The 16,687-nt window shown below is 37.3% G+C and carries 16 protein-coding genes, 2 tRNA genes and 1 pseudogene; 4 read left to right on the top strand and 15 right to left on the bottom strand.

The window, feature by feature from the left end; genetic code table 11:
* Positions 1 to 152 precede the first annotated feature (152 nt).
* Together LQ201_RS16530 and LQ201_RS16525 are read left to right on the top strand one after the other, a co-directional pair.
* Positions 153 to 1,604: an amino acid permease gene (locus LQ201_RS16530; protein ID WP_230144540.1), complete on the top strand. Its 1,452-nt coding sequence runs from the start codon at positions 153 to 155 to the stop codon at positions 1,602 to 1,604.
* Positions 1,605 to 1,813: 209 nt separating this feature from the next.
* Entirely contained in the window at positions 1,814 to 1,978 is a 165-nt protein-coding gene (locus LQ201_RS16525) for a hypothetical protein (protein ID WP_230144539.1), read from the top strand.
* A 15-nt stretch (positions 1,979 to 1,993) separates the two neighbouring features.
* Here the strand turns inward: LQ201_RS16525 and LQ201_RS16520 are convergent, their stop codons facing one another.
* The 3 genes from LQ201_RS16520 to LQ201_RS16510 form a co-directional block, all read right to left on the bottom strand.
* Positions 1,994 to 2,890, bottom strand: coding sequence for an NAD(P)/FAD-dependent oxidoreductase (locus LQ201_RS16520; protein ID WP_230144538.1), 897 nt, complete (start codon positions 2,888 to 2,890; stop codon positions 1,994 to 1,996).
* Between the two features lie 57 nt (positions 2,891 to 2,947).
* Entirely contained in the window at positions 2,948 to 3,592 is a 645-nt protein-coding gene (locus LQ201_RS16515; protein ID WP_230144537.1) for a class I SAM-dependent methyltransferase, read from the bottom strand.
* Between the two features lie 84 nt (positions 3,593 to 3,676).
* The gene (locus LQ201_RS16510; protein WP_230144536.1) at positions 3,677 to 4,588 is read right to left on the bottom strand and encodes a hypothetical protein; all 912 of its coding nucleotides are present in this window, start codon (positions 4,586 to 4,588) and stop codon (positions 3,677 to 3,679) included.
* Positions 4,589 to 4,794: 206 nt separating this feature from the next.
* On the opposite strand from LQ201_RS16510, the gene LQ201_RS16505 reads away from it, so the two are divergent.
* Entirely contained in the window at positions 4,795 to 5,214 is a 420-nt protein-coding gene (locus tag LQ201_RS16505; RefSeq protein ID WP_230144535.1) for a VOC family protein, read from the top strand.
* Positions 5,215 to 5,561: 347 nt separating this feature from the next.
* Here LQ201_RS16505 and LQ201_RS16500 read toward each other — a convergent pair.
* The 4 genes and pseudogenes from LQ201_RS16500 to recO all read right to left on the bottom strand — a co-directional run.
* Positions 5,562 to 5,783: pseudogene (locus LQ201_RS16500) on the bottom strand (GIY-YIG nuclease family protein); the annotation flags it as partial.
* 251 nt (positions 5,784 to 6,034) lie between these two features.
* Positions 6,035 to 6,109 (bottom strand) — tRNA-Val (locus LQ201_RS16495).
* Between the two features lie 56 nt (positions 6,110 to 6,165).
* Positions 6,166 to 6,243, bottom strand: a tRNA-Val gene (locus LQ201_RS16490).
* Between the two features lie 95 nt (positions 6,244 to 6,338).
* Positions 6,339 to 7,064 carry a DNA repair protein RecO gene (recO, locus tag LQ201_RS16485; protein ID WP_230144534.1) on the bottom strand — a complete coding sequence of 242 codons (726 nt, stop codon included), beginning with the start codon at positions 7,062 to 7,064 and terminating at the stop codon, positions 6,339 to 6,341.
* Between the two features lie 121 nt (positions 7,065 to 7,185).
* On the opposite strand from recO, the gene LQ201_RS16480 reads away from it, so the two are divergent.
* Positions 7,186 to 9,537 carry an RND family transporter gene (locus LQ201_RS16480; RefSeq protein ID WP_230144533.1) on the top strand — a complete coding sequence of 784 codons (2,352 nt, stop codon included), beginning with the start codon at positions 7,186 to 7,188 and terminating at the stop codon, positions 9,535 to 9,537.
* A 326-nt stretch (positions 9,538 to 9,863) separates the two neighbouring features.
* Here the strand turns inward: LQ201_RS16480 and LQ201_RS16475 are convergent, their stop codons facing one another.
* The 8 genes from LQ201_RS16475 to LQ201_RS16440 all read right to left on the bottom strand — a co-directional run bounded on the left by LQ201_RS16475 (position 9,864) and on the right by LQ201_RS16440 (position 16,612).
* Positions 9,864 to 11,720: an LA_2272 family surface repeat-containing protein gene (locus LQ201_RS16475; protein WP_230144532.1), complete on the bottom strand. Its 1,857-nt coding sequence runs from the start codon at positions 11,718 to 11,720 to the stop codon at positions 9,864 to 9,866.
* Positions 11,721 to 11,726: 6 nt separating this feature from the next.
* Entirely contained in the window at positions 11,727 to 12,677 is a 951-nt protein-coding gene (locus LQ201_RS16470; protein WP_230144531.1) for a FecR domain-containing protein, read from the bottom strand.
* 4 nt (positions 12,678 to 12,681) lie between these two features.
* Complete coding sequence (locus tag LQ201_RS16465; protein ID WP_230146652.1) at positions 12,682 to 13,284, bottom strand: RNA polymerase sigma factor; 603 nt, start codon at positions 13,282 to 13,284, stop codon at positions 12,682 to 12,684.
* A gap of 162 nt (positions 13,285 to 13,446) precedes the next feature.
* Positions 13,447 to 14,238: an SDR family oxidoreductase gene (locus LQ201_RS16460; RefSeq protein ID WP_230144529.1), complete on the bottom strand. Its 792-nt coding sequence runs from the start codon at positions 14,236 to 14,238 to the stop codon at positions 13,447 to 13,449.
* A 134-nt stretch (positions 14,239 to 14,372) separates the two neighbouring features.
* Positions 14,373 to 15,377 carry an SDR family NAD(P)-dependent oxidoreductase gene (locus LQ201_RS16455; RefSeq protein ID WP_230144528.1) on the bottom strand — a complete coding sequence of 335 codons (1,005 nt, stop codon included), beginning with the start codon at positions 15,375 to 15,377 and terminating at the stop codon, positions 14,373 to 14,375.
* 1 nt (position 15,378) lies between these two features.
* Positions 15,379 to 16,044, bottom strand: coding sequence for a DUF6134 family protein (locus tag LQ201_RS16450; protein ID WP_230144527.1), 666 nt, complete (start codon positions 16,042 to 16,044; stop codon positions 15,379 to 15,381).
* A gap of 110 nt (positions 16,045 to 16,154) precedes the next feature.
* Positions 16,155 to 16,427, bottom strand: a complete 273-nt coding sequence (locus LQ201_RS16445) for an isoleucyl-tRNA synthetase (RefSeq protein ID WP_230144526.1) — start codon at positions 16,425 to 16,427, stop codon at positions 16,155 to 16,157.
* Positions 16,424 to 16,612 carry a hypothetical protein gene (locus LQ201_RS16440; RefSeq protein WP_131031924.1) on the bottom strand — a complete coding sequence of 63 codons (189 nt, stop codon included), beginning with the start codon at positions 16,610 to 16,612 and terminating at the stop codon, positions 16,424 to 16,426. The genes LQ201_RS16445 and LQ201_RS16440 overlap by 4 nt, the downstream gene beginning before the upstream one ends.
* Positions 16,613 to 16,687 lie beyond the last annotated feature (75 nt).

Raw genomic sequence — 16,687 nt, 5'->3', positions numbered from 1 at the left:
GCAGATTTTCTAAAAGAAGAAATTTGTAGTGACCGTTTTAGATTTCAAAGATCCGCTTGCACACACGCTCGTCCAGGCTTCGAGGAATTAAATATATAAATACTATAGATTTAATATATTTTAATAATTTTGCAACGTTTTAACTTATTTTCATGAAAAAATCTATTGCCAGCATTGTTGCTGAGGCAAACGAAAGCGGCGAAGGAACGCTCAAAAGAACCTTAGGGCCGATAAACCTTATTTTAATTGGCGTAGGCTTAACGCTTGGTGCAGGCTTATTTTCAATTACAGGTTTGGCCGCGGCCAATCACTCCGGTCCGGCAGTTACCTTATCGTTTATAATTGCCGCTTTAGGCTGTGGTTTCGCAGCACTATGTTATGCAGAATTTGCATCGATGATTCCGGTTGCCGGTAGTGCCTATACCTATTCTTATGCTACCATGGGCGAACTTTTTGCCTGGATTATAGGCTGGGATCTGGTATTGGAATATTCTGTGGGTTGTGCAACCGTAGCCATCAGCTGGTCGCAGTATTTAACCAGGTTTTTAGCCAGCCTGCATATTTATCTCCCTCCGCAATTAACCTTATCCCCTTTCGAAACTGCTAAACTTGTCGATGGTTCTACCGTTAATGGCATTGTAAACATCCCTGCAGCATTGGTGGTGGTTTTAATGACGGCCATATTAATCCGTGGCACCAAAGGCTCTGCCATTGTAAATGGAATTATTGTGTTTCTTAAAGTTGGTGTGGTATTGGTTTTTATTGCGCTGGGCTGGCAATATATCGATCCTGCAAACTATCATCCATACATCCCTGAAAATACCGGAACCTTTGGTCAGTTTGGCTGGAGTGGTGTTTTACGCGGTGCTGGTTTAGTGTTTTTTGTATTTATCGGCTTCGATGCCGTAGCAGCTTCGGCACAGGAAACAAAGAATCCAGCCAGGGATTTACCAATCGGCATCATTGGATCTTTAGTGGTTTGTACGGTTTTATTTGGCTTGTTCGGGCATGTAATGACTGGTCTGGCCAATTATAAAGAATTTGCCAACAGCGGTGCCCCGGTAGCCATTGCCATCGAAAAAACACCTTACGCCTGGTTAAGCCAGGCTATTATTTTGGCGATTTTAATCGGTTATACTTCTGTAATTTTAATCGATTTAATGGCTCAATCGCGAATGTTCTACTCCATTAGTAAGGATGGCTTATTGCCAAAGATGTTTTCTGATGTACATACTAAATTTAAAACGCCTTACAAATCGAACATTATACTTTGTGTATTTATTGGACTTTTTGCTGCATTTGTCCCCATGAATGTGGTAGGCGAAATGACAAGCATTGGTACCTTGTTAGCCTTTTTAATGGTTTGTGTTGGCATCTTGATCTTAAGAAAAACAGATCCCGAGGCTAAACGTCCATTTAAAGTTCCTTTTGTGCCCCTAATCCCTATTTTGGGCATTTTAACCTGTATTGCCATGATGGTATTTTTACCTTGGGAAACCTGGGTCAGGTTAGCGGTTTGGTTAATTATTGGTTTAGCCATTTACTTCTGGTACGGTAAAAAGAATAGCAAATTAAAAGCACAGAAAGACAAAACAGAACGATAGGTAATAAACTCATTACTATACACATAACATGATTAAGCTGTTTCATTTCCTAGACAGCTTAATCAGTGGCTACCCAACTAATTGCACTGATAAGCATATAAATATCAGCGGAATAACAAAAAAGTATAAGTTATTAACAATTCAACATTTTTCTTAATTTTTGGCTTGGGATTTGTCTTAAGAAAATTGACCCTATTAAACTCATCCCTATGCTTATTAAATTAGACACATCAGTTTTCAGGCTTTCCAGACACAAAGCAGAAAGCGAAAAAAAAACTATTACACCACTTACAAGAGCGCAATGGATTACTGCTGATAGAATCGTAATAGCAGCGATGTTTATTGCAACAATTGTTGGCGCAATCTTATTTTAAATTTCCGATGGTTGATCAAAAATCTTCAGAAATCATTTCCTTATTCATTACCACTGCGGCCATTGTTCCTGCAGCTGTGATGATAGATAGCGACCTGAACAAGGTTGCACAATCTCCTGCGGCATAAACGCCTTTGGCAGTGCTTTGCTGCTGCTCATCTACTTTTATTGTTTTTAAATCTGTTAATTCAAAACCGAGCTGTTCGTCGAAGTTGCAATGTTGTTCAACATCCGATTTGAGGTAGATCGCTTTTAAGGTTATTTTTTCACCATTTTTAAAAACAACATCTTCGAGATAACCATTATTGTGCAATAGTTCAACAACTTCGTCTTCTATAATACTAATTGATTTGGATTTCAGTTTTTCAGTCTGCTCGGTGCTTAGCTGCGATTTACCATTGGTTAAAACCGTTAAATCTTTATTCCAATGGTTCAGGGTTTTGGCCATCTCAAATGCATGCTCGCCATTCATTAACAGGCCTATTTTTTCATTCCTCACCTCGTAACCATGGCAATAAGGGCAATGTATAGCAGAAATAGCCCAGCACTCAGCCAAACCTTTAATATCAGGCAGCACATCTTTTAAACCTGTGGCCAACAATATTTTTCGTGCGGTAAAATTTTCGCCGTTTTCTGTACCAACATTAAAACCTCCATCTATTTGTATGGCCGAAATGGCTTTCCCTTCTAAAAATCTAACTGTTGGATATTCCAGTACTTCTGCTTTAGCAGCTTTAGAAATAGCTGCAGGCTCATGGCCATCGTGCGTTAAAAAATTATGGGAGTGTGGCGTTTGCCTGTTGCACGGTTTACCGGCATCAATTACCAAAACATTTCTGGTCGCCCTACCCAAAGTTAATGCGGCAGATAAGCCAGCATAGCTTCCGCCAATTATGATTACATCAAAATCCATATCTAAATCTTTTAATGCAAAGATCAGAAATGAATTATCAAATGCAACATAATTGCATTAAATTAATGTCATTTTTATTTTTCGGAAGATTGTTGCCTTAATAAAACTCCCATAATACAGCCGTTCGTCAACAATCAGATAATTGGCTTTGAAAAAGTAAGGATTCATATCGATAAGCTGATGCGCTTCTACAATACCCAATAATTTAAAAAAGCTGTACATCGATCTGAGCAACAACCATTTCCACCAGTTTCCGTTGATTTTATTTAACGAAAAATCGACCAGAAACCACAATCCATCTCTTTTTAAATACTCATTTAATTGTGCAAACACCTTTGCAGCGCGTTGTTCCGCAAAGTTATCAAACAAAAAAGGCGTTAAAATTACATCAAATAATACATCAGTTTTAAAATCCTCAATACCCATGTTTACAAATTCAACATGATTATTTTTATAGCTTCGTTTTTGAGAAAGCGCAATCATTTTAGCAGATATTTCTACATAAACGATCTTTAATCCACTAGAATAAATCTTCGCGAGCTCCTCTAAGATCCACCCGGTTCCTCCACCAACAATTAATATATGGCTATTCTCCTGAATATATCGAAGTTGATTGATCTGCGCATTAACCTGCGATTTAAAAAACACCAAACGGCTTAAAGTATCATAATGACCGGCTATTTTATCGTAGTTGTTAAGCATAGTATCAAGTAACGAGAATCAGGTATCAAGATTGCACTTTCAAATATAACATTGGCTTTGGTCTTTCTGCTTTAGCCTTTCTACTTAATAAATAAACTGCATCCCGATTATTCCACATATCGCCTTAAACAAAATAAGCCCATCAATTACCATTAAATAATAGAGAATGTTTTTTCTTCGGTGCATGGAATAAGCTACGTAAATGGTCAGGATAAAAGGCAACACGTTAAATAAAACCTGTGGCAATCCAAAACCTTTGTAACGCGCAAATATGCCTAAAGAAACTAAACCTATAATCAGCAATGGAATCAGGATACTGAAAATTGTTTTTCGCAGGCCATAACGTACTACGAATGTTCTTAAATGTCTATTAGCATCCGTTGGGTAGTCTTTAATATCAAAAATGATTGCATTTACGGTGCAGAACATCCAGTTTTTAATAAATAGCCAGGTCCACAATACAGAATCGTGGTAGCCAACCCCAGTTTCAATTTTAAGCATAATCAGCGGCAGCACATTGGCACAGCAGGCCCACACAAAACCGATTACAAAAGCCTTTAACCAGCCTGTATTGCGCAGATTAAATTTAAGGAAAGATCTGGGCAATAAACCGTAATATAAGCCGCCTGCAGTGATGATGATCAATATTGCGATCCAATAACTGATGGGCAAGCCCATAATATGCTGAAAGTTTTTGTAAAGCAGGTTTATGGCCAACAGCATACAAATAATAAAAAGCACAGCCTGACTCCAGTTGATAAATGTTTTATGTTTGAAATACCATTGATTGCGTGGGTTAGTTACAGATGGCTTGGTAGAAACCTTATTGTAAGCGTAGGTATAATAGATGGTTGGCGCCAGAAACAACAACAGGTAGTAATTTAATGAATTAAGCGGCAGTTTTAATTGCAAGGTAGCCTCGAGCGTTAGGGCAACAGCCAGAATACCCACAAAGTAGTTTCCAAAGAAAATGAACCTGATAACTTTACCAAACATTTGCTACTGTTTATCGACAGGCAATTTCGGATATATAATCGAATAAGGTAAATAAAATATAAATTACATTCTATTTAAACTCATTTCTGCAAAGAAAAACATTTTTTAGAAGAAGTGATTTTCTGCTATATTGAGCCAGTAAGAAAAACTAACAATAACGATATTGATTGTAACACCACTTACATTCAGCCAAACAGAAAAATAATATGGAAGAATATAAAGACGACTTAAATTCGACTACGGATACCACTCCAAAAGTGACAGGAATTGGTGGCATTTTCTTTTTTTCAGATAATCCGCAGGAAACGAAAGATTGGTATGCTAAAAATTTAGGATTTGAAATGAGCGCTTGGGGCACCTCAAGTTTTGAATCCAGAAACCTTAACAATCCTGATGAGATCGAATCACTTCAATGGAGTCCGTTCAAAAAAGGGGATGAATATTTTTCGCCATCCAAAAAAGATTTCATGATTAATTACCGTGTACAGAATATTGAGGGCCTTATTGAGAAGCTCAAAGAAAACGGTGTAACCATACTCGATGAGATTGCAACCTACGATTATGGGAAATTTATCCATATTATGGATGGAGAGGGTAATAAGATTGAGTTGTGGGAGCCTAAATAGCATTTTTTGTCATTCTGAACGCATTGAAGAATCTTTTTAAGATACTCAGGATCCAACATGATCATTGCTCTATGTTAGGGATTCTTCACTTCGTTCAGAATGACAGCGCTCAATAAGTGGTTTTTATAGCAGATGCTGACCACGAAGTAGCTATTAGGCCTTAAAAACAATAAAAACTGCTAATAAAATAAATTCAGCATGACGACCGCATTAGAGAAAGATTCTGAGAAGTCTTTATATTTCAGATTTGATTTACAACAAAAAAGCCTCTCAATAAATTGAAAGGCTTTAGTTGTGGGAAATGATCCCGATCAGAATCCGGACGACCCTTCGGTGTAAACGGGGTGCTATAAACCAGTTGATGCAATCAATTTTTCTATCATAACCCTGCTTTTCCATTTTTTAATCTGGTTTTCCTTAATTCTTGCATCTCTTAAATTATCAAAAATCCCGAACCAGACAATAAACCAATCACCAGTATGCCCGGTAAAACCTGAATGGTTTGTATTGTGCTTCTTTAACCGTTCCGTTAGGTTAACAGTAGAACCGATATAATATTTATCGCGCGTTTTGGAATATAGATATAGGTGTAAAACATCTTTAACAACTGTTTAATTATTGTGGGATGTCTATTTCTTTTAGAAATCTTAATAGGAAAGTGATTTCTATATGAATTAAAAGCCGTCTAATTTTACTAAAGGCTTAGTGGGAAATGATCCCGATCCCAATCGGGACGACCCTTCGGCGTAAACGGGGTGTTCTGAACCAGCTTCAATAATTATCAAACAAAAAAGTCCTTCAGTAAACTGAAGGACTTAAGTGGGAAATGAGGGGTTCGAACCCCCGACCCCCTCGGTGTAAACGAGGTGCTCTGAACCAGCTGAGCTAATTTCCCTTTTTTGGGTGTATTCAAAGTTTTATAAAAAAGCCTTCCAGTTGTACTGAAAGGCTTGGTGGGAAATGAGGGGTTCGAACCCCCGACCCCCTCGGTGTAAACGAGGTGCTCTGAACCAGCTGAGCTAATTTCCCTTTTATAATTTTGTCAAACTTAATGTCCCATCCTCCGTTTGGGAATGCAAATATAGCGCTATAAAACTGTTCTGCAAATCTTTTTTTCTTTTTTTTCAACTTAACAAAGTTTCGAGGATTTTATGTGATTGTACCACCCCGAACGACGCCGTATGTAAGGTATAGAAAACCAATATCTTATCTAACAGAAACCGTCGCTGTGCATTGCTCATTTTTATTTCAGAAATTTTTTCGAGTGGTGTATTAAAAAGCGAAATAAACCCGATGGCATCTTCTAATAGGAGATAATTGGAGTGGATTGGCAGTCTGGAAGTAAACTCGCCCTCTTGCAGATCGAAATAAATCTGGTCATTTCTCCTTTTCTCATTAGGCGAGAAACCTAAAAAACGGGTAAGTTTTAATAAAAACGACAAATGAAAATTGGGATTGATCTCTTCAATTTCATCAAACCAGGCAATCGAATTAAAAATATAATCGAATAAACTCTCATCGGCTGATTGTTGCCTGATGCTTTTATACAATACCTCATTTAAAAAAATAACGATACTGGTTTTAATCATATCGTAAGGGATGCTTTTAAAAACAGGCGTTTGCCGAACCTCTGATACCCTTTGAATATTGGTATTTGCTTTATGATAAACCACCATATCCAACAAATGGAGCGATTGCAGCATGTTCATCTTAATCTTCGCTTTTGGCTTTTTAACACCATTAATGAGGTAAGACTGCATACCGAATTTATCGGTAAGCACCTGCACTACTACACTGCTTTCACTGTAATTGGTGGTTTTTAAAACAATGCCCCTAACTTTGTGCAACATCCGGTTAAAACAATTTTTTCAAAAGTATGTTATTTGTGCAAATTTAATTGTGCAAAAAGTAATCACGTTTTACAAATAAGATTAGTTTTGCCGTTAATATTATTATTAAACTAAGCTGCACATGTGGGTTAAGCTATCGAGATTCATTCTTCAGAACCGTATCGCAATCATCGTATTTTTTTTATTAGGTACAATTTTCATGGCTTATCAGGCCAAAAATGTAAAACTCTCTTATACAGGGAGCAAAATCCTGCCCGTTACCGATAGTGCTTTTGTAAAATATAATGCCTTTAAAAAGACCTTTGGCGAAGATGGAAGTGTAATGGTGGTGGGAATACAATCGCCTGATATTTTTAAAAAAGAAGTTTACAACCAATGGGTCCAGCTTTCTAACGACATTCAGAAATTAAAAGGCATTAAGCAGGTTTTATCATCAGGCAGGATTTTTCAACTGGAAAAAGATACTGTAAACCAAAAATTTGTTTTAAAGCCGCTCCCTGGTGGTTTGGTTAAAACTGATGCTGAAATGGATTCGATCAAAAATACCATTTATAGCAATCCTTTTTTCGAAGGACTGGTTTACAACCGTCAGAATGCCACCTTAATGGCCATTACTTTTGATACCAAAATCTTAAATACTGCTGAGCGTAACCCTATTTTAAAAGAAATTGAAGCAAAAGCCAAAGCTTTCCAGGCCACAACTAAGATACAGGTACATATTTCGGGTTTACCTTATATCCGCACAGCGGTGAGTAAATTGGTAAGTAACGAATTCGTATTGTTTTTAGGCTTATCTATCTTGGTTTCTGCGCTAATCTTATTGTTTTTTTTCAAGAAATTTTATGCCGTATTCTTCCCTATTTTAGTGGTTGTGATGGGGGTTATCTGGAGTATCGGCACTTTGGTACTATTTGGTTTCGAACTTACTATTCTAACAGGGCTGATTCCACCGCTTATTGTGATTATTGGCATTCCGAACAGTATTTTATTGTTGAATAAATACCAGAATGAACTTAGAAAAGACGGCGATAAACAGCGTGCCTTAAGCGTAACCATAGAAAGAATTGCCATTACTACACTAATTGCGAACATTACCGCAGCCATTGGATTTGGCGTATTGTATTTTACAGGAAGCGAATTATTGATGCAATTTGGCAGTGTAGCCTCTATAAACGTAATGATTACCTGGTTAATGTGTTTATGTTTAATCCCAATTATCTTTAGTTATTTGCCAGCGCCTAAACTTAAGGCACAAAACCACGTTGAAGAAGGATTTTTGCATAAATTATTAGTCAAAACCGATACACTGGTACAGCACAAAAGTGGATTGATTTATATCGGAACGATTATCATATCCATCATTGCCTTTATTGGTGTAATGAAAATCAATGTTAATGGTTATGTGGTTGATGACCTGCCTAAAAACTCGGAAATTTTAACAGATTTAAAGTTCTTTGAGAAAAATTTTGAAGGTATTTTACCCTTAGAAGTAAGTGTAGATACCAAGAAAAAGAACGGCGTTTTCAATTTAACCAATCTGAAAAGAATGGAGAAACTAGAGAAGATGATTTCTTCCTATCCGGAGTTTTCGCGTTCCATTTCAGTAAATATGGGCTTAAAGTATGCCACCCAAGCATTTTACAATAACGATTCTACCTTTTTCCGCTTGCCAGATAATTTAGAAAAGAACTTTATCCTGGCCTACATCGCCAATGGCGGCAAAGGAAATGCAAGTCTGTTAACCAACTTTATCAGCAAGGGCAATCAAAGTACAAGGATCAGTTTTCAAATGGCTGATGTTGGCTCAAAACGTTTAGACGCCATTATGACCGAATTAAAACCGCGGATCGACAGTATTTTACCTCCATCTAAATTTGATGTAGAACTTACGGGATCGAGCATTATCTTTTCTAAAGGAACGGATTATATGTTAAAGCATTTGGTTGAAAGTATAGCCCTCGCCATCGTATTGATCTCCCTTTTAAGGTTGGCACAATTTAAGAGTTTGGGCATTATGTTTATTTCGCTATTGCCCAACATTGTTCCGCTAATCATTACTGCAGGGATTATGGGTTATTTTGGAATTTCCTTAAAACCTTCTACCATATTAATTTTTACCATAGCCTTTGGTTTAGCTTCCGATCAGACCATTTATTTCTTAACCCGTTACCAGCAGGAATTAAACCTGACCAATTTCAGCGTACCAAAAGTGATTACCGATACCATTACCGAAACAGGCGTAAGCATGACACACATTGCTTTAATCTTATTCTTCGGTTTCGGAATATTCACCGCATCTACTTTCGGAGGAACGGTAGTACTTGGCCTGCTCCTATCCATAACCCTATTGGTCGCTTTAATTTTCAATTTAACTTTATTACCTGCACTGGTATTATGGTTAGATAAAAAGAAAGTAAGAAAACTGGTATCTGATGAAGAATCGGCGAAGAATGCTAGTGAGTTTGACCATTAATTGAGTTGGGAGTTTTCAGTTGGCCGTTTGGAGTTCTTGACGCCTTAAACCTGAAACAAAATAAATATTATTCATAGCCTTGGGTTTATATCCAAGGCTATTTTATTTTAGATAAAAAAGTCTCCCATGGTTCGTGTCCTCACGAACCATCAGTTATCGGTCCGTGGAGACACGTACCGAGGCATGGAAAAGTAAGAAAACTGGTATCTGATGAAGAGTCGGCGAAGAATGCTAGGAAGTTTGACCATTAATCAGTTGGGAGTTTTCAGTTAGCGGTTACAAAATAGATATCATTCATGGCCTTGGGTTTAAACCCAAGGCTATTTTTACCAAATCGTCAACCCTACATTCCAACCTAACCAACCTGTATACCTCGAATTGTTAAAAGAGAAATCTTTATGTTTTTCCTGCAACAAACCAAATTCACCAATTTTGGTGTTTTGTTTGGTGTAATACACATTAACCGATGGACCGCCCTGTATGGCTAACCATTTATTTAAACGGATGTTTATTGGCAGCTCAAATTTATTCAGCAGATTGAGGTAATCCCAGCTCCCTTGGTAAACATATTGGCTACTTATTTCAGGATTTAGTGAAACACTTTTAAAAAGATTAATTTCCTTGCCAAAACCTAAGCCGCCGGTATATATTTTTTCAGCTGATTTTTTGTTCGTTCCAAACATTAATATATTGTATAAACGTTTGCTGCCACCTTTATAAGCCACATTAAAAGTAGTGCTTTCATTGGTGCTGAAGCTAAATTTATGATAACCTTTTAAAGCAATATTGATCAGCCCGATTGAATAACCATCATTTTCATTTGAAACATTTAATACCCCAACTTGGGCTCCTTTTAGGTTTTTGGCATAATTAATTGCTCCAATTTGCAATCCACTAGCAGTTTGTCCGGTAAAATTGGTGAGCACCGCAAGATTTACGCCACTGCTTTCTTTGTTGATATTGGCAATCCCTCCAACTTGTATTCCACTTGTTCTACCAGCTACTATGTTACCACCAATTCCAATCTGAACACCCTTCGTCTCTTCATTAACCAGGTTTAACGCACCTGTTTGCCAACCCTTTAAGGTTCCGCCTATGGTATTAAGACCTAAGGAAAGTTGAATGCCTTTCACATCTTGATTAACATGATTATAAATTCCACCTACTTGGAAACCCTCGAAACTCTTACCTACGCGGTTATAAGCCAAGGCAATCTGAGCCGCCCGAACATCGCCGATTACATAATTAAACAGGCCAGCAATCTGCGCTCCACGAACACCCCCCCCAACTAAATTAAAGGCTCCAGCAAACTGAAAATACTGCACATTACTTTTGTTAATATTGAAAACAAAACCAATTTCTCCGCCATCTACTCCTGCGCTATAAGCACCAATAACATTAAGTGAAAATTTATTCACCACCTGACCGCTCAATGAGCCATGGGAATTTAAACTAGGAATAAGCGAAAACTGAAACGGGGCTTTTGAGATAAAACCACCGATATTGATCGATTGGATTTTTTGTTGTGCGGTAACCAAAGTATTGCCCAGCCAGGTATTTTCTACATCGCCCAAATTTCCGCTGATAAACCTTTCGCTTGGATTTTCTTTTTTATTGGTAATGTTCACCTCTGCCAGAAAATGGGTAAGGGTAGACTTATAATTTTCTTTACTTACCGTTAGCGATATAGGCCGCGTAATGTTTTTTAACCGCATCGAAAAATAACCGTTCCCATCCGATATTTCAGAAACCAATAGGTTTCGCTCGTAAATACTGGCATCCTGGAGTGGTTTATTGGTCTGTTTATCTACAATCTGGCCCGTAATGGTATAAAGTTCGGCATTACCAACAGATTCGTTAACCAGCAACACCAGTTCGAGCGGTGCATACCGGATAATCACAAAATTGCCCGATTGGCGGTATTCGAACCTGTGATTTAAAATTTTATCCAGTGTTTCGGCAATATTTAAGTTGTCTTCGCGGATACTGATCAAACTATCTACAGGTAATATATTACTGTTGTAAGAAAACCTGAATCCGCCTTTCTCCTCTATCATCGCCAGTACTGAACTTAGTTTCTGCTGCTCGATATTGAGTGAAATATTTCTGGATAGATTGGATTGTGCTTTTATCAAGGGACTAAAAAAGAGGAGAAAAATAACAGTTATTTTGAGCGTACGCATTGGTTTTTATTTAAGTTTAATTATACCTTGCCCGTACTCAACTTTTATTTTAAAAGTTTCGGCAATCACATTCAAGATTTCTTTAAGCGATTCATCTTTAAAAGTTGTGCTAATTGGAAGCGCCTTTAATTCAGGATTTACAATAACGATATTGGATTTAAATTTTTGATTAAGTGCGGCAACTAATTCGCTAAGCGGTGTGCCATCACAAACCAATTCATTCGAATAATAGTAATTATACAACTTACCCTGATTTTCTCCTTTAGATAAATGCCGCTGATTTTGACTTACTTCTACTTTCTCTCCAGCGGTTAAACGCACACTGTCATTTCGGTTGTTCACCTTAACGATCCCGCTTTCTACAATTACCACAACAGCTGTCCCATCGCTTTTCACATTAAACGCGGTGCCTACAACAGTTACCTGAACATCATTAACACGAATGATAAATGGTTTCGACTTATCGGCGCTTACTTTAAAAAAAGCTTCGCCCTTTAATTTAACGTTGCGGGTTTTATTAAAAAACCCGCCCACGAAAGAAAGTTCAGATTGTTTATTCAAAATTGCAATAGAACCATCAGGCAACATTTGTGTTAAAGTATTTCCGCCACTATTTACATTTATTTTATTGCCGATTAAATTGTTGTAGAAAAATAAGCCAGCACTAAAAAATATAAATACCACAGCCACCCAACGCAAAACAAATGTATAGCTGATCGTTTTTTTTTCGGTTTCTAAACGGGTATTTAACCGATCTAAAGCCTGATATTCATCAATTTCGGGATCAATCTGCAGTTTGCTTTTCTCTAGTATCATCCTGAAATCTTCTAACTGTTTCAGGTGATCTGGATTTGATGCTGCCCATGCTTCAACCTGCTCACTTTCGGGCACAGTAGCCTCTCCAAGCAAGTATTTTGCAAGTAAATCATCATTAATAGGTATATAGTTTTTATCCATGAACTTATTTCAATAAAATAAAAATGAGAATCAAAAAATCTACCACCCTAAGGCGCAAAATCTTTAAGGCCTTCCCCATCTGGTTTTCTACCGTTTTGATAGAAATATTTAATGCATCGGCAATTTCCTGATATTTCATCTGGTCGAACCGGCTCAACTGAAATACATTTCTGCATTTTTCGGGCAGCTCATTTATCGCCGAATGGATATTCTTTTCCAGTTCTGTTGCCATGATCTCTGTATTTAAGTTTCCTGTATCGTTTTTCACAGCATCGGCATAATGAACGTTAAAATTCGATCTCACTTTTTGATGTTTCAAATAATTTAAACTCTCGTTGTGTACCGAACGATAAAGAAATGGTTTTAAAAATCCATCTGTTTTAAGTTGCGCTCTTTTCGTCCAGATGCGTACAAACACATTTTGAACAATTTCTTCGGCATCATCTTTTTCTTTAATTATCGCAAAAGCATAGGCATGCAGGCTTTTGAAATGCTTTAAAAACACTTCGTCGAAAGCCTGCTTATTACCGCTTTTAATTAATCCGATAAGATTGGTGTCGTTACTTTCCAAGCCCGTTAATGATGTTTCTATTTTTATATTAACCACAGATAGACACTGATAAACACGGATGCGGGTTAGTCATTTACATAACTCAGCGAAAGCGTCTTCGACTAACCTGAGACTGACCAACGCTTTGTTTAAGCCAACATCTTTTTAGCACAAAACGCTATCTGTGTCCATCATTTTTATCTGTGGTGATGATTAAGTCTATGTTGTTAAAATCGATTTCAATTTACGCCTAATTATAATTTCTTTTAAAAAGCCAGGTATAATTTTATCCAACACCACCAAAAAACGGTTTGCAAAACCTGGTATAATTTCTTTCTTGCCTTTCAGCATGCCATCCATTGCTGTTTTGGCAACGTAATCGGCCTCTAAAATCGTCGCTTTTGCAAACCCCTTTAATTCATTGTTCATTACCAACAGCTCGGGTTTCGTATTAATACCGCCAGGGCTAAGTAAACTAATATGCACGTTTGTACCGCTCAATTCGAGTTGCAAACAACGGGTAAAATAACCGATAAAGGATTTGGTTGCCCCGTAAACCTGTTTTTTTGGAACGATAAAATGTCCGCCTAAACTGCCAACATTTAAAATATAGCTTGCTGTACTTTTATCGATATGGTTTAAAAACAATCGAGTAAGCAACACCGTATTGGTAATGTTGAGGTCGATCTGTGTTCTGTAAAAATCGACATTTTTATCTTCAAACCAACTCCAGTTCCCTAAACCAGCATTATTGATCAAAACATTTACCCCGATGTTATGAGCGCTTACCTTTTCAAAAATTTCGCTTGCGGAGGTATTTTTGGTCAAATCTATTTCAATACAAAACACCTTACTGTTAAAGTTTACACGCAGGTAATTTGCTAAATGTTCCAGCCCACTATTTGGTAGCGAAACCAATACCAAACCTAAACCACGTTTGGCCGATTCGATAGCGAAAGATTTGCCCAAGCCCTCGCTTGCTCCTGTAATTAATACTGTTAATTGTTTCATTTTTATATTTTATATCGTCCTCGTTTGCAACGAGGATGGTTGAGATCCACATTTGCAATGTGGAATATAGAGTTATAAAAGTCGATACAATCGACATTCTCTTGCATCCTCGTTGCAAACGAGGACGATAATCTCTAATTATGTTTAAAGTGATTAATGGTTTTTCTTAAACCAATTGCAAAAGGTGTTATCCGATAATTTAGTTCGGCAATGGCTTTATTGCTCGAATATTGCTGATTACATTTTAACCTATCGGCAAATTCTGGAAGAAAAAACGGGGTAAGGTTAAAAAGTTTCGATTTTAAAGCCTCCAGCAAACTATAAGCTTTAATAATGCCTACCGGGACTTTATACAAACTTCTTTTTTTACCAGTGATCTGCCTTAGTGTGCCGAAAAAACTATTAAAAGAAATATCAACTCCACCCAAAATATACCGTTCGCCATTCCTGCCATTTTGCATCGCCGCAATATGTCCATCTACCACATCATCTACAAAAGCATAATTGGCAATTGCTTTTCCATCGCCCGGAATAAAATGCCATGTACCATTTATATAACCTGTAACCATTTTACTCACCGTATTACTATCAGTTATTGGTCCATCGCCATATACTCTTGATGGGTTTACAATTACCACTTCCAATCCCTTTTTTACAAATTCTTTCACCTCTAATTCAGCAAGGTATTTTGTGCGTTCATAGCTAATTGGGAAGCCGACTGCTCTTGGATCGTTTTCTGAAACCGGCAGATTTAGTGTTGGCCCCCACACCCCGCAAGTTGAGGTATGCACAACCTTTTCTACACCCAATTTTAATGCACAGCTAAGCACATTTCTTGTTCCAATTACATTCACATCGTAAAAATCCTGCTCATTCCGGCACCACATTTTGGCCATCGCCGCCGTATGGTAAACCTGATAACAATCTTTCATTGCGTTTTCTAAACTTTCAGGATCCAAAACATCGCCTTTTACAAACTGGATATTTCGGTGCTGAATAAGAAAGGGATGCTTAACATTTCTGCAAAGTGCCACTACATCATAGCCCATTTCTGCAAGGGTAAAACTTAACTTCCGGCCGATAAAACCAGATGCACCCGTAACCAAAACCCTCAGGCACTTATTTGCAACTGTTTCCATATTAAACCCTTTCCATTCTAATGGTGTACAAAGAGTGATTTACAACTACCAGTTTACATATTCCGTTTTCGAAATGGTAATCGTTATAATTCCCATCGGGAAGATTGATCCGATACTGATGTGCCCCGTTTTTCTGAATGGGAATAAAACACTGAAAGTTGTCAGAATAAATTTCGGGGATATTAACAGGCTCTTTGGTATACAGTAGCATCATATTATAACTGATGGGCTGATTTATTGTACTGGTTTTATCGCCTGTTTTAAGCTGGTAAACATTATTTATCCAACTTGTTTTCTTAGCCTCTTTTGCATTGCCATTTACTACCCGATTTACATTTGAGCTGAGGAGTTTGCCATTTTTAAAATGTGCTATATCCTCTGTTTCCACATCAATTTTGAAAACAAAACGGGTTTGTACTTTCGAAGTTATTTTTAGGTAAACATTATCGCCATCGTCTTTTTGCTGAAAATACATCTGGCCGATTACTTCTCCATTACGCTTGATGTTAAATTTACTTTGCTGTGCAAAAGCTGATGAAAATGAACAGACAAGAAAGAGCACCGAAGCAACACTTTTTGGATTGATTAGGCTTTTGGAAGAGAATGTTTTGTAGGTTTTTGGAGCAAAATATTTCTTGCAGAGCCAAATAATTAATGCAGGAATCATAGTTATCTCTATTTGTTATTTAGAGCTAATACAACTCACAAGAAATTTACCCCTACGTGGATTTTATTTTTTTCATGGCCTTGGGTTTAAACCGGCTATGAGGGTAAGATTTATTCAGCTGCAGGCTTTTGATCCTCTTCATCTACCGGAACTTCGACCGTTGGGTCGGTAATGATTTCGGCATTGCCATCATTATCTTTTTTGGCGAATAAAATTGGATATAACAACCATAATGCACCAATGATGATGAGTACGCCGGCCAGCATCTGTAAATAGATACTTCCTTTTACCTCATTTGCATCTAAAATTTTATAGGCGATAAAAGAAAGTACGCCAGCTATGAGGATGAAAACGGCTTTCTGCAATTTTAAGAGCTTAATCATGGGTTCTTTCTTTTTAGTGTTACAATATGGATTAAAACAAAAATAAGCCCGATTAGTTCGAGCAAGCCACAGAAATAAAAAGCATAAAGTACAAAATCCCGGTCTGAAGGGTTTATTACCGCAACAATTGGCAAGGCAATTACGGCAACAATCATCAATGTAAGCCCGATATTAAATAATTTCACATTAAAAGTATTTACATCAAAACTACCAAAATTCAGTCAATTCTGTTAACTTTGCAACCTTTAATTTTTTGAGGT

The organism is Pedobacter sp. Bi126 (assembly GCF_918698245.1).
Lineage (GTDB): Bacteria > Bacteroidota > Bacteroidia > Sphingobacteriales > Sphingobacteriaceae > Pedobacter.
This window is presented reverse-complemented; position numbering and strand designations above follow the sequence as displayed.

Bases quoted from the DNA above. Each gene is read 5' to 3' on its own strand.
- LQ201_RS16530 (WP_230144540.1), top strand. From the start codon at position 153: ATGAAAAAATCTATTGCCAGCATTGTTGCTGAGGCAAACGAAAGCGGC.
- LQ201_RS16525 (WP_230144539.1), top strand. From the start codon at position 1,814: ATGCTTATTAAATTAGACACATCAGTTTTCAGGCTTTCCAGACACAAA.
- LQ201_RS16520 (WP_230144538.1), bottom strand. From the start codon at position 2,890: ATGGATTTTGATGTAATCATAATTGGCGGAAGCTATGCTGGCTTATCT.
- LQ201_RS16515 (WP_230144537.1), bottom strand. From the start codon at position 3,592: ATGCTTAACAACTACGATAAAATAGCCGGTCATTATGATACTTTAAGC.
- LQ201_RS16510 (WP_230144536.1), bottom strand. From the start codon at position 4,588: ATGTTTGGTAAAGTTATCAGGTTCATTTTCTTTGGAAACTACTTTGTG.
- LQ201_RS16505 (WP_230144535.1), top strand. From the start codon at position 4,795: ATGGAAGAATATAAAGACGACTTAAATTCGACTACGGATACCACTCCA.
- recO (WP_230144534.1), bottom strand. From the start codon at position 7,064: ATGTTGCACAAAGTTAGGGGCATTGTTTTAAAAACCACCAATTACAGT.
- LQ201_RS16480 (WP_230144533.1), top strand. From the start codon at position 7,186: ATGTGGGTTAAGCTATCGAGATTCATTCTTCAGAACCGTATCGCAATC.
- LQ201_RS16475 (WP_230144532.1), bottom strand. From the start codon at position 11,720: ATGCGTACGCTCAAAATAACTGTTATTTTTCTCCTCTTTTTTAGTCCC.
- LQ201_RS16470 (WP_230144531.1), bottom strand. From the start codon at position 12,677: ATGGATAAAAACTATATACCTATTAATGATGATTTACTTGCAAAATAC.
- LQ201_RS16460 (WP_230144529.1), bottom strand. From the start codon at position 14,238: ATGAAACAATTAACAGTATTAATTACAGGAGCAAGCGAGGGCTTGGGC.
- LQ201_RS16455 (WP_230144528.1), bottom strand. From the start codon at position 15,377: ATGGAAACAGTTGCAAATAAGTGCCTGAGGGTTTTGGTTACGGGTGCA.
- LQ201_RS16450 (WP_230144527.1), bottom strand. From the start codon at position 16,044: ATGATTCCTGCATTAATTATTTGGCTCTGCAAGAAATATTTTGCTCCA.
- LQ201_RS16445 (WP_230144526.1), bottom strand. From the start codon at position 16,427: ATGATTAAGCTCTTAAAATTGCAGAAAGCCGTTTTCATCCTCATAGCT.